Raw genomic sequence first — 13,145 nt, forward strand, 5'->3', positions numbered from 1 at the left:
TCGGCGTCAGGCATAAATTTTGAAACTTTTATTTTATATCAGCATTACCCTCGCAGTTGCCGGCGGCCTGTTGTTCCCGGCGCTGGGCGCTTTTTCAGGTTTGATCCCCGTGATGATTGCCGGAATGCTTTTCATTAACTTCCTGGATGCAAAAATCGATATGGCGCATGTGTTCCGCAAGGAACTTCTTATCACCTTTTTTCTGACGGTTTTTTTTATGCCGTTTATCACCCACAACCTGCTTTCAATATGGTTCGAGGCCCCTTATCGCGTCGGACTGCTTCTGGTTGCCTGCGCCCCCACCGGCGTCATGGGAATCATTCTCATTCGTTACCTACAGCATAGAGATTTTCACCTTGCGTTCAGCAATTTTCTTTTCTCTACTTTCGGATCGATCCTGGTCATCCCGTTTGTCCTTAAATTGTTTCTCGGAGAAACGGCTCCCATTGAATCCCGCCCCATCTTGATTCAGACCGCCGCCCTGATTATCATTCCCTACATTGCAACCCGTCTGGTGGAGCGCTTTTGCAGGAAAACGCTGCAGCAATCCATAAAAAAAACGGCTGTTTTCCTGACCCCTGTTGTTGTTTTCATGATTGTGTCCACGACCATTGCAAGCGCGTCGGACGACCTCAAATGGAACATGACGCTGCTCAGTCTCTCTTCATGCGTATTCGCGATTTATTTGTTGCAGGGGAGTCTGGGTTACCTGGCAGGATATCTCCTCCGGAAAAGAGATATAAAAAACACGCTGGCGCTGATTGCCTCATCGCGGAATTGTCAGATTATCCTTGCGGTTGCCATTTTAAATTTTTCACCGCTGACGGCCGTACCCATTATCATTGCCACCATTTTTCATCATCTCATGAATGCGATCTGGTTGTGGGTCTTGCAGCGCAATTAAAGTCACTTCAAAGCTGTGCGTCGGCACTATAGAAGGAAAAGTCAGGTGCGTATATGTTAATTTCCGCTTTTCTTCCGAAATCGGGTAAGGATGAGATAGCACAAACCCGCAACCATGATGGACGGCATCGAACCGCCGATGCTGAATTTCAACACGGCCATAACTTCATAGGTAACGAACCCGATTGCCCATGACAAGAGCGCAACTAAATTAAACCCTTTGGAATACCAGTACACGCCGTCTTCTCGATAGAGGGCGTCCACATCCAGCCGACGCCGGCGAATAATGAAATAATCGGTCAGAACCACCCCAAAGAGCGGCATGAACATGGCGCCGATAAAGAACAGGAAGTTCTCGTACTGCTCCATGGGAAATATCAGCGCCACCAGAATGGACAGAACGCCGGCCATCCACATGATGGTTTTCGCCTTTATTTTCTGGGAAATATTCATCATGGAGCAGGTGGCGGAATACACATCCGGAAAATCCGAAGTGATCGTAGAAAAAACCACCATGATCAGGGCCGGCGCCGCAAAGCCGATCTTGCCCATGATTTGCAGAATCAATGCCCCCGGGTCGGTTTCTCCGGTTGCCAGCGTGGCCATCAGGCCCAGCAGATACATCCAGGAAGAGACGATAAAATAGCCCCACCAGGTGTTCCAGAAACTCGATACGGTATTTTTTGAAAACCGGGAATAATCGGCAACCAGCGGCATCCACGATATCGGCATGGCGATGACCAGGTCAAGTCCGATCATAAACGGCATGTCCTTGGGCTGAACAGTCAAAATTTCGCTGCCGAACTCCCTGAACGACACCCAACTCATTAAGGCACAAACCAGCAGCAGCGCAACCACTGCCGCCGTCTGCATGAATTTCCAGACAGAGCGTCCGGTATAAAGCGCCCATATAAGGGTGCCGATCCCGATCAGAACGATCCAAAAATTGTCGGAAGCCAGGACCCCGCCCAGAGGCTTACCCAGCATGGCGCCCGCCCGACCGCCGATAATCAGCATGATGGAGGCCCAGCCGATCAATTGTATGATGTTGATGAGCGCACCCAGGGTTGACCCGCGAATCCCGAAAGAAGGGCGAACGGACACCATCGACATGATACCGTGGTCCGAACCCATTACGCCGCCCAGCGCCATAAAAGTGTTGCCGATGATGTGGCCCAAAATAATGGCCCAAAAGCCCATCCAGAATCCCATCGGCGCCAGAAACCCGCCGGCCCAGATTTCAGCCAGAGAAATCGCCACCCCGGCCCACAGCAGAAAATAATCAACGCCCCCCAGGTTTCTATCAATTGACTGTATCGGTTTAATATCCATCGCTTATCCCGTTTCCTTTAAATTTACCCTAAATCCGATTGTAATCAGCACTAAAATGTTTTCATCAATTTCCAGGCAAGGTTCAGGTATTACGGATGTCATAGCCTGATTGCGGATAAAAATGCAAGGTGAAGATACGAAATTAATTCTGAATCTTCTGATAAGTTTGGTTATTCAGTGTCGGGAACATCGAATCGGAATAAATACAAGATATTGTATGTCTTTTTTATTGACACACAAAATAGAATCTTTTATGCTCCTCTATGAATATGTTAAATATCCCTGAATTTATAGGAGTGGACTTATGTCAAAACTGAGCAAGTTAAAAGAACGGTTGATATCACACCTGCTCCGGAAAGGACTGGAACCGAGCCTCGTGCCGGGGTTCATTCGGTGCCTGGCAATTTCTCTCAAGCTTAACCCCCGGGTGGATATCCCGGAAATCGGTCAACGCATGAATTGCATGGGTTGGGCGGGATCTGAAATCGACGCCGACACATTGGCGCTTGCCACGGCGTATTTTGACGCCCAGGGATTAGAAATTTTGGAAGAAAAACCGGTCCGGTGGTTTGAAAAAAAATTTAAAGCCGCTTAAGAAGTCACCTCGCCGGCAGACCGGAGTTCTGGATCTAAACGGCTGCAGCAAAAAACTTTTTTTCTGCTTTCGCATGAAATCTCAAAGGAGCAAAGAATATGTCTCCCAAAGTTCTTCCTGAACAGAAAATTTCTTTGCAAACCGACACAAGAAACGAAGTGGTCGTCCTGCTGCCCGCTGCATCAGGACGCACCGTCGGCTTCATTGTCGATATCGGCCGGCACGGCATTCCATTCGGCAACGCAGCCGCTGCGAAATATACCGACAAAGAAAATATACTTGACACCCTGATGGATGGATCTTTCCTCCCTTTCGATACCGGCGCGTACAGTGAAATCGAGGATATGGAATTCAGCGATATGTTTTACAGCATGGAAAACAGACTCCGGCGCAGCTTGCAGACCAAAGAATTGACCAGCAGACACCTGTCGGAATTGGAATATTTCATGCTGCATACCAATATGACTGAAAACTGAAATGCAAATTCCCCAGAGTTGAAGCATCCGCACACCGATAAGCAATCCGGCCAAACCGAATCCGTCAGCCTTCGCTTTAAAATTTATTCAATAAATTGATTTTTCATAATTATTTTATTACAATGCCGAAAACAAAAAGATAGGGTCTGCCTTCACATCGTCAGCGAAGCGTTACTGCCGGACCCTTTTTGGGTTACAGGTCCGTTTTATTAATATTGGTACAAGGCATTTCAGATACTGGAGGTGACAGGATGTCCCTTGTAAAATGGGGCCCCTGGGGGAACGATTCAGCGCATAACCATATCAATCGGATTTTTGATGATGCTTTTCCAAAGACCGGTCAGGAAAAGGGACTACCCCCATGCGATTGGAACCCGGTGGTTGATGCGTATGAAATGGACGACGCGATTATCATTGAAGTCGAACTTCCCGGTATCGACAAAAAAGATATCGCCATTAATCTGAAAGACCGGATCCTTTCGATTATCGGACAGCGATTTTTTAATCAGGAAATCAAGGAAGAAAATTTTCATAGCAGGGAAAGATGCTACGGCACGTTTCAGCGGTCCTTTATCCTGCCGGTCTTCGTTAAACCGGAAAATATTAAAGCCGAATTTAAGGACGGCGTCCTTAAAGTTAAAATACCTAAGCCGGAAGAAGAAAAACCGAAGCGGATCCGGATTAAATGAAAAAAACTCTAACCCTCATTGCTGCCGCTGTTATACTGGTCGGCGGCTATTATGTATTCAATCCGTCGCCCAGGATTACAAACTCCTCTCCGGGGGGGTTAAACATCATCTGTTTCGGAGACAGTTTGACCTTCGGCACCGGCTCAACCCCCGGTAAAAACTACCCGGCGCAATTGTCTTTGCTGATCTCAAAACCGGTTATAAATGCAGGGATTCCGGGAGATACCACCACAACGGCCTTAAGCCGGCTTGGGAAAGATGTCTTGACGCAGTCCCCCCGGATTGTCATTATTACCCTTGGCGGCAACGACCTGAAAAACAGGGCTCCCAAACAAACAACCTTTAACAATTTAAAAAAAATCATTGAATCGATACAGCACCAGGGGGCGCTGGTGGTTGTGGGGGGCATCGATATCCCGCTTTGGGGCAGAGGCTTCGGCGATCTCTACAAAAAAGTTTGCAGCGAGACCGGGGCCATCCTGATTCCCAATATTTTTGATGGCATTATGGGAAAGCGCGAATTCATGAGCGACCCGATCCACCCCAATGACAAAGGGTACGCCCTGATGGCCAAAAAATTTCAAAAAGCCGTTAAACCCTACCTGTCCCGATGAAAACCGATTATAATGAACCCATGACAAAAGCTTTTTTCTGGATTAAACATATCTTCATCATCCTGTTGAGCTGTCTGTTTCTGTTGTTTGGCATCCAAATCCTGATTGCCGCGTATAAGCTGGATGACCCGTTTTCGTTCATACTGACTTTTTTTGCCTCAAACTTTATCATCCTCATCAGCGCAACCCTCATTTTTGTTTTTATCTACCGGATAAAAATTTTTTACACCAAACCTGATTTAAAAGACTCTTCGAAATAAGCAAAACCCAAAAAAAATTTCTTTAATCAAAATATCGGTTGCTTTAATAACATTTTTATGTATTTTTTAGCGCGATAAAAAAAAGTATGGCCGTGGCAAGACATCTCATAAACATGTTCTGCAAAGAAAAAGAGGTTTATAGTTGGTCCAAATGGCATCCACCCCTCATGACGCTGATACGCTCTCGCAGACCTTTGACCTGCTGGTCATTGGCGGCGGCAACGCCGCTCTCTGCGCCGCAATGACCGCCCAGGCGGCCGGCGCCAGGGTGCTGCTGCTCGAAAGCGCTCCTATAGAATTTCGAGGCGGCAACAGCCGCCATACCCGCAACCTGCGCTACATGCACGAACGCGGAAACGACCACCTGACCGGGCCCTACCTTGAAGACGAATTCTGGGACGACCTGAATCGTGTCACCGGGGGCCAGACCAATGAGGAACTGGCGCGCGTTACCATCCGCCAATCCAACAATGTCGGTGAATGGATGACCCTGCATGGTGTAAACTTCCAACCGGCCATGCGCGGAACGCTTCACCTGGCCCGCACCAACGGTTTTTTTCTCGGCGGAGGCAAAGCCCTGATAAACGCCTATTATCGCACGGCTGCAAAACTGGGGGTCCGGATCCTGTACGATGCAGAGGTCACGGACCTGGAGATTCAGGACGGACTGTTTAAATCGGCAACGTTTGTGTCCCGGGGGCTTACTCAAAAAGTCCGGACAAAAGCGGTTGTATTGGCTTCGGGCGGATTTCAGGCAAACCTTGACTGGTTGAAGGAATACTGGGGGCCGCCGGCGGACAATTTTATTATCCGCGGCACACCCTACAATAAAGGCCGCATGCTGCGGGTTCTGCTGGACCAAGGCGCCAAGCCCGTCGGAGACCCCCGCCAGTGTCATGCTGTGGCGATTGACGCCCGCGCGCCAAAATTTGACGGCGGGATCGTCACGCGACTCGATTGCGTACCCTTCGGCATCGTCGTCAACAAAGAAGCCCGGCGTTTTTACGACGAGGGCGAAGAGTTCTGGCCCAAACGATACGCCATCTGGGGGCGCCTGGTCGCCCAGCAGCCTGATCAGATAGCTTATGCCGTCATCGATTCAAAATCGATTGATTTATTTATGCCGTCCGTTTTCCCCCCCATCGAGGCTGCCTCCATCGAAGAAATGGCTGCCAAAATGGAACTAGATCCGGCCGCCCTCAAAGAAACCGTAGCGGCTTTCAACGGAGCCGTACGGCCCGGCCGGTTCGATTCCAATGACCTGGACGACTGCACGACCGTGGGCTTGGAACCGGCCAAGAGTCACTGGGCCCGGCCGCTGGACCGACCGCCCTACTACGGCTACCCCCTCAGGCCCGGTATTACGTTCACCTACCTGGGGGTCACCGTCAACGACCGCGCCCAGGTAATCCTGCAGGATGATCGGCCGGCTGCAAACATCTTCGCGGCCGGCGAAATCATGGCCGGCAACATTTTGGGAAAAGGTTACATGGCGGGTTTCGGGATGACCATCGGCACTGTTTTTGGCCGCATCGCCGGAAAGGAGGCCGCGCGCCATGTCCTCTCCTGAGATGCTGAAAGAAGCTGATCGCGTAATGGTGATCTGCAATTCCTGCCGCTACTGCGAGGGCTTTTGCGCGGTTTTCCCGGCCATGGAACGTCGCAGAACATTTACGGCGCACGATCTGAAATATTTAGCCAACCTGTGTCACAATTGCCGCGATTGTTATTACGCCTGTCAGTATGCCCCGCCGCATGAATTTGATGTAAACGTCCCCAAAACACTTGCGGAACTGCGGCTGGAAACCTATCGGGAATTCACCTGGCCGGGCGTTTTTAAGGGTCTCTTCAGGCAAAACGGATTGGCAGTCGCGCTGGTAACGACCCTTAGCGTTTTGCTCGTTCTGTTGCTGACCTTCCTCTCCAAAGGGCCTGCTGCCGTCTTTGCCATTCACTCGGGCGAAAACGCTTTTTACCAGATCATATCCTATTGGGCCATCGTAATCCCCCTGTCCGCCCTGGGGCTTTTTGTCCTGACAACCCTTTTGAAGGGAATTGCCAATTTCTGGCGTGAAACCGGCGGGACGCCGGGTGAATTGTTCTCCCCCCAAGCAAATGCACAGGCGATTTGGGATGTATTGCAACTGAAATACCTGGACGGCGGCGGCCATGGGTGCAACTATCCCGATGACCGCTTCAGCTTTATCCGAAAATGGTTTCACCATTTTGTGTTTTACGGATTCATCCTTTGTTTTATTTCAACCACGATCGCCGCGATATACGATCATTTTCTGCACTGGCCTGCGCCTTACCCGTTTTGGAGCTGGCCGGTCGTACTGGGAACCATGGGCGGGGTCGCTCTGCTGATCGGCACGGTGGGATTGCTGGTTTTAAAGCTGAAGATGGATCCGTCGCCGGCCGCGCCGCGAGCCTTCAGCATGGATATCGCTTTCTTGTCGCTGCTGTTTTTAACGAGCCTGACAGGCCTGCTGCTGCTGGTTTTTCGGGAGACAGGGGCGATGGGAATCCTGCTGGCAGTTCATCTTGGCATCGTTGTCGGGCTTTTTATCACAATGCCCTACGGAAAATTCATTCACGCGGCCTATCGCTACGCTGCCCTTGCCCGTAATGCAAATGAGAAGCTGGCGGAAGACAGGTTGGCCGTCGATCCGACACAAAATAAAGCGTAAGCATCCGACCCCCGAGGGGATTTGACTTTCCGGAATTTCATCCACTTATTGAAATCCCACAGGTTTTCCATGCGGAAATAAAGCTTCAATTCAGTCCTCGCTTTCTTCAATAAACACAACTCCTTTCATGATTTCACGAGCCGTTCGATTCAAAGCGATCTTCCGGGCCTGCCACTTTCCATCCTTTTCATCAAGTTCGGCGGTCAGCGCGATCTGCCCGGAGGGATGGCCGATGACGACCTCCGGTCCCTCACCATGGCGCATTTCGTAAACAACGCTGCCGGGCAATACGGCAGCAGCGGCTGTGGCAACCGATCCGGTAACGGCAATGGAACGGTGCATCACCCCCATGGCTGCCGTTAAAATCATGAACTGATGACTTTCGCCGGTTTGTTGTCCGCCCAGCACGTCCTTGTAAGGCTGCGGCGGCCGCACCGCCAGCACTTTGGGAACTGCCGGTGTTTTCAGGCGGGCTTCCTCCGGAGTTTTCGCCATTCCCAGACGTACGGCCGCTGCCCCGCGAACCGCCTCCATCTTTTGCCAGAGTTCGGGATCCTTTTCCCACTGGACCGGATCTCCGTTGATGCCCAGCGCCGCCATGGAGCAGAAAACCGCCAGATTCCCCGCCTGGATGATGGTAACCTCCAGTTCCGGAGACACCCCGGGAACATCCAGCCTTTCCCGAATATTCCCGGTGGGGAGCAGGGTCCGTTCCGGGTTGCTTAAAAATTCAAGCACAATGCGGGACCCGCTGCCGGGGGCGCCGTCGATGCTGTAATCACCTTTGGGATAAAAGCGCCCCTTGCGTGTCGCAAATGTGGCCCGCAAGAGCGCCTTGGTGTTGGTGTTAAATATCACCACCGACGCCTGGTCACCCGTTGCCGCAACCAGCCCCTCATTAACACAAAAGGGCCCCACCGCCGAAGATATGTTGCCGCAGTTTCCCTTTCGGTCTGCAATCTTCTGAATCACCCCCGGATAAACAAAGGTATAGTCGACATCCGCTTTAGGAACAGTGGGCGGGCCGATGATCGCACATTTGGATGTCTGCGGGTATCCGCCCCCCAACCCATCGACCTGGAGCGAATGCCCGGAGCCGATGGCCTGCATGATGATCCGGTCCTGTTCGTCAATACTCCCAGGCAAATCCTTTTCATGGAAAAAAATCGCCCGGGAAGTGCCGCCCCGATAAATTGAAATGGGAATTTTTTTCATCTGAAGTCGGTCCTTTCTGTTTCTTGACAAAAAGATATTGTCAGTCTTTTGCAACATCTGTATGGTATCAAAAACATCTGCTAATTGACAATTGCAAATTCTGGAGACTGATCCATGAAAAATTTTTCATATGAATTCCCCTACCCCTCCCAACGCATGCCGGTCTTTGCCAAAAATGTCGTGGCGACTTCCCAGCCATTGGCCGCCCAGGCCGGGCTACGTATGCTGCTTAAAGGCGGCAACGCCGTGGACGCCGCCCTTGCAAGCGCCATTGCCCTCACCGTGGTCGAGCCTGCCAGCAACGGGCTCGGCAGCGATGCCTTTGCCATTGTCTGGGATGGACACGAACTCCAGGGGTTGAACGCCTCCGGCCGCTCGCCCCGGGCCTGGACACCCGCGCGTTTTGCCGGTTTAACCCAAATGCCGCAATTGGGCTGGGATGCGGTAACAGTTCCCGGCGCGGTGGATGCATGGGTTAAACTTTCCGAGCGATTCGGTAAACTTCCTTTTGGCGACCTGTTTGAACCGGCCATCCACTACGCCCGCACCGGTTTTCTGGTGTCTCCCAAAACCGCCGCCAAGTGGGCGCAAACGCCGCAGCTTTACAAAGATTATCCTGATTTTAGCGCCGCCTTTTTGCCGAACGGCAAAGCGCCGGGCATCGATGAAATGTTCCGGTTTCCCCATCAGGCAGACACCCTGGCGGAAATTGCCGCTTCCCGGGGAGAATCTTTTTACCGGGGCGAATTGGCCAAACGGATTGTCGCCTATGCCAATAAAACCGGGGGAGCCATGACGGAAGCGGACCTGGCCCAGCACCAATCCGACTGGGTAGCGCCCATCTCCCAGGAATACGATGGCGTCTATCTTAACGAAATCCCCCCCAACGGTCAGGGGCTGGCCGCCCTCATCGCGCTTGGCATCTTGAAACATCACAACATCGGCCGATACCCGGTCGATTCCGCCGACAGCCTTCATCTGCAGTTTGAAGCCATGAAAATCGCTTTTGCCGAGGCCCATCGCCATATTGCCGATCCGGCCCACATGCAGGTGGACACCCTTGCCTTTCTTGACGGCGATTTTCTGTCACAACGGGCAGCCGAGATCGATATCCATCACGCCAAGCTTTACCGTTCAGGGCTGCCTGCGGAAAAGGGTACGGTGTATTTAACCGCCGCCGATGAAAACGGCATGATGGTTTCGATGATCCAGTCAAACTACAACGGATTCGGTTCCGGCATCGTGGTGCCGGGAACCGGCATCAGCATGCAAAATCGCGCTTCCGGGTTCACGCTGGAATCGGGCCATCCCAACCAGGTCGGCGGCGGCAAACGCCCATTTCATACCATCATCCCGGGCTTTGTCATGAAAGATAATAAACCGCTCATGAGTTTCGGCGTCATGGGGGGAGCCATGCAGGCCCAGGGCCATGTCCAGGTGATGATCCGGCTATTCGACTACGGGCAAAATCCCCAAGCCGCTTCAGACGCCCCGCGCTGGCATGTGTTTAATGACGGCAGCGTCGCCCTCGAAGGGGGGTTTTCAGCTTCGGTTGTGGAAGAACTCACCCGCCGGGGCCATCAAATCATACTGGGTCAGCCGGGCTCGCTTTTTGGCGGCGCCCAATTGATTTGCCGTCTGGACGATGGCTATTGTGCGGCCTCTGATCATCGCAAAGACGGACAGGCCGTCGGGTTTTAATCTGTTACTGATAAGAACATTAATGTTTAGACAGGATTAACAATATGTTTTTGCCTTTCTCCCGCTCTGCGGGACAGGCTGTAGAAAGGCAAAAAGCATCCATTGTTGATTCTCCGAATCTTTTTGCGCTGAAGCGGAATTGCGTTTTCACGGCTTCATCAGGAAGCCGCGAAATAAATCAAGTCAATCCTGCTAAGGTGCAGCGAAGCCTTTGGCGAAGATGGATTAATCCTGTCAGAAAACATTTTGGCTTTATGTCTACTGGAATTTGACGAACCTGATTATTTTTCTTGACACTTGGTATGGGTGTTCTTTAACAAGCCAGCGGGGTCGTGTCTTGAAACTTGCGAAGCCAGCGGGGTCGTGTCTTGAAACTTGCATATTCGGCTGAATTCTGCCAACAAGCTGGCAAAGGTAAAGATCGAAAATGACAATAACCTAATGAAAGTGGTCATAGGTATTGAGTAAGAATTTCATGCTGCAAGATTCAAGACCCTGTGCGTTATGCTGTGCGTTATTAAATTCAGTATCCACCCATGACGCTATCACATACAGCACAAAGGCATCAACGCATAAGAATGTTCACCCATACCTACGGTACGGGATTCTTATGGATAACCGGAAACATTATCCATTACCGGGACGTTTAATAAGACATGGTGCACATTTTAATTTTATGATACTGATTTTTTAGATCGTATGGCATGGATAGTATTATATCAAAGATTTACTCTTAAATATAAACACCGATTTTCGTGCTAAACATGTTTATAAATATTGAGACCATTTTCAGAAAACCAAAAATAATAAAATCCTGTAATTTTATCAACTTACAATAATCGGCCGCCTTTGGGGTCCACCTCAAAGTTTATATCTTATGACGGTAAACAAGGGAATCGCTATTGTTAAATTGCCAGAACAATTTCCTAAAATCAATCAAGGTTAAAAGCCTTAATCCGTCTACGGAAAAGAGCCAAAGGAAAAGGAAAAGGATAAAAGGGGACGTTGTAAAAGGGGACGTTGTTGACAAGCCGGACAAACTCAAATGTTGACGTCGCTGAATCTTGACAACTACCGAAGTGGTAACATCTAACTGCCGGGCGATTTCTGCTAATGATATATCTTTTCCTGTTTATCAACAACGTCTTTTTTATCCTTCTCCGGGGGAGAAAACATATTCTATTTATCATTATGTAAAGGATAAAATTGGTACGTAAACTCTAAAACAACTTACGACAACCCAATCAACACTTGAATCTGGTAGGGGCCGAATGCCTTTTTGATATGCTATGGCCTGTTGCTGATCGGTTCGAGCGATATTATCATTACAAGACCCAGAACGCTGGACAGCGTAAAGAGCCAAAAAGCCGGACCATAACCGGAAGTAATGTCAAAAATATATCCCGCCAGAAACGGGCCGATGGCCCGCCGATGGTGCCGCTGAAAACAACGATGCCGAAAAGCGCGCCGTGGGAGGTTGTCCCGAAATATTCGGCCACCATGGGCGAAATGGCGGTAAAAATACCGCCGTGGGAAATGCCGTAAATCACTGCAAAAAGATACAACATCCACAGCTCCCGCGCGACCTGTAGCCATAAAAGCCCGCCGATAAGCAGGAAAAAACAAGTCATCATTATCACTCTGCTGCCGAGGCGATCAACGGCGACCCCGCTCACAAAGCGCCCGACCATGCTGACGCCTCCGATCGTGGCAAGAACACCGGCGGCTTTTGGGGCGGATGCACCCAGGTCCTGGGCATGTGGAACGATGTGCACCAGGATACTCATAAGGCAAAAACCAGCCGCCAGGTTGGCGAAGCAGATCGTCCAGAACGGTTGGGTTCGAAGCACCTCGCGCAAAGTTAGATCATTGCCGGTCGCATACGGTCGGCCTACCGGTGTTTTTTCCGCATCATCCAGCAAAAAACCCATCTGGCCCGGATCCCGCCTGAGAAATTGGCCGATTGAAACCAGAAGCAGCAGCACGGCTGTTCCCATAATCATGTAGGAAGTCCGCCAGCCATAAATTGTGATAAGAAAACTCGCCATGAGGGGAACAGCGAACTGCCCTGCACCTGTACCGACTTTAACGATACCGGTCATGGCCCCCCGGTTTCGGACAAACCACCGTGCCGTCGTCACAATGCAGCGGAATACGCAGTACTGAGGGGGATGACATCGATGGCGCTCAATCCGATGCCGACACCGACGCCATAGAAAAGGTATAGCTGCCAGACACTATGGACTCTGGACATGAGCAGGTAACCCAGGCCGAAAATGAGACCGGCAATCGTCATCATGATCCTCGGCCCAATTCTGTCGTTTAATCGGCCGACCAGAATACCCACTAAGCCCATGAAGAAAAAAGCCAGGGAGGAAGCGCCTGAAATCGCTGTCCGTGACCAGCCGAATTCAGCATTCAACGGATGGAAAAAGACCCCGTAGGATATATAAAAACCGATCCCGATGGCCTGGATCGCAAAACAGGCTGCGGCAATGACGTAGCGATGGCGATTGAGAGGCTGATTCAAGATACACCCGTATTTATTAATCTTTTAACATAAAGCTAAAATATTTTCTGAGTAGAGTAGAGGAGCAGGTGACAACGTTTAGGCTTCGGCATACATCCGTATCAAGGTTTCCCCGTCGTGGCTCATTATCCGCATGCCCT

General features: G+C 50.7%; 13 protein-coding genes. 9 read left to right on the top strand and 4 right to left on the bottom strand.

Annotation, left to right across the window (positions count from 1 at the left end):
* Positions 1–19 precede the first annotated feature (19 nt).
* Entirely contained in the window at positions 20–904 is an 885-nt protein-coding gene (locus P1P89_10750; GenBank protein MDF1591983.1) for a hypothetical protein, read from the top strand.
* Between the two features lie 56 nt (positions 905–960).
* Here P1P89_10750 and cytX read toward each other — a convergent pair whose 3' ends face one another.
* A complete protein-coding gene (gene cytX, locus P1P89_10755) occupies positions 961–2,235 on the bottom strand; it encodes a putative hydroxymethylpyrimidine transporter CytX (GenBank protein MDF1591984.1) in 1,275 nt (424 codons plus the stop codon).
* A 304-nt stretch (positions 2,236–2,539) separates the two neighbouring features.
* On the opposite strand from cytX, the gene P1P89_10760 reads away from it, so the two are divergent.
* The 7 genes from P1P89_10760 (at position 2,540) to tcuB (ending at position 7,559) form a co-directional block, all read left to right on the top strand.
* On the top strand, positions 2,540–2,830 hold the full coding sequence (locus tag P1P89_10760; GenBank protein MDF1591985.1) for a hypothetical protein: 291 nt from the start codon (positions 2,540–2,542) through the stop codon (positions 2,828–2,830).
* 98 nt (positions 2,831–2,928) lie between these two features.
* Positions 2,929–3,306 carry a hypothetical protein gene (locus P1P89_10765; protein ID MDF1591986.1) on the top strand — a complete coding sequence of 126 codons (378 nt, stop codon included), beginning with the start codon at positions 2,929–2,931 and terminating at the stop codon, positions 3,304–3,306.
* A 251-nt stretch (positions 3,307–3,557) separates the two neighbouring features.
* The gene (locus P1P89_10770; protein ID MDF1591987.1) at positions 3,558–3,995 is read left to right on the top strand and encodes an Hsp20/alpha crystallin family protein; all 438 of its coding nucleotides are present in this window, start codon (positions 3,558–3,560) and stop codon (positions 3,993–3,995) included.
* Positions 3,992–4,609, top strand: a complete 618-nt coding sequence (locus tag P1P89_10775; protein MDF1591988.1) for an arylesterase — start codon at positions 3,992–3,994, stop codon at positions 4,607–4,609. The genes P1P89_10770 and P1P89_10775 overlap by 4 nt, the downstream gene beginning before the upstream one ends.
* A gap of 20 nt (positions 4,610–4,629) precedes the next feature.
* Positions 4,630–4,869, top strand: a complete 240-nt coding sequence (locus tag P1P89_10780) for a hypothetical protein (protein MDF1591989.1) — start codon at positions 4,630–4,632, stop codon at positions 4,867–4,869.
* Positions 4,870–5,020: 151 nt separating this feature from the next.
* Positions 5,021–6,439 (top strand): FAD-dependent tricarballylate dehydrogenase TcuA, encoded by a 1,419-nt coding sequence (gene tcuA, locus P1P89_10785; protein MDF1591990.1) that lies wholly within the window; start codon positions 5,021–5,023, stop codon positions 6,437–6,439.
* A complete protein-coding gene (gene tcuB / locus P1P89_10790; protein MDF1591991.1) occupies positions 6,426–7,559 on the top strand; it encodes a tricarballylate utilization 4Fe-4S protein TcuB in 1,134 nt (377 codons plus the stop codon). The genes tcuA and tcuB overlap by 14 nt, the downstream gene beginning before the upstream one ends.
* 90 nt (positions 7,560–7,649) lie before the next feature.
* On the opposite strand, the gene P1P89_10795 is transcribed toward tcuB, so the two are convergent.
* Positions 7,650–8,774, bottom strand: coding sequence for a PrpF domain-containing protein (locus P1P89_10795; protein ID MDF1591992.1), 1,125 nt, complete (start codon positions 8,772–8,774; stop codon positions 7,650–7,652).
* A gap of 114 nt (positions 8,775–8,888) precedes the next feature.
* Between P1P89_10795 and P1P89_10800 the strand changes: the two genes are divergently transcribed.
* The gene (locus P1P89_10800) at positions 8,889–10,475 is read left to right on the top strand and encodes a gamma-glutamyltransferase family protein (GenBank protein MDF1591993.1); all 1,587 of its coding nucleotides are present in this window, start codon (positions 8,889–8,891) and stop codon (positions 10,473–10,475) included.
* Between the two features lie 1,325 nt (positions 10,476–11,800).
* Here P1P89_10800 and P1P89_10805 read toward each other — a convergent pair.
* On the bottom strand, positions 11,801–12,577 hold the full coding sequence (locus P1P89_10805; GenBank protein MDF1591994.1) for an MFS transporter: 777 nt from the start codon (positions 12,575–12,577) through the stop codon (positions 11,801–11,803).
* A 35-nt stretch (positions 12,578–12,612) separates the two neighbouring features.
* On the bottom strand, positions 12,613–13,005 hold the full coding sequence (locus tag P1P89_10810) for an MFS transporter (protein MDF1591995.1): 393 nt from the start codon (positions 13,003–13,005) through the stop codon (positions 12,613–12,615).
* Positions 13,006–13,145 lie beyond the last annotated feature (140 nt).

This window comes from Desulfobacterales bacterium, from assembly GCA_029211065.1.
In the GTDB taxonomy this organism is placed as follows: domain Bacteria; phylum Desulfobacterota; class Desulfobacteria; order Desulfobacterales; family JARGFK01; genus JARGFK01.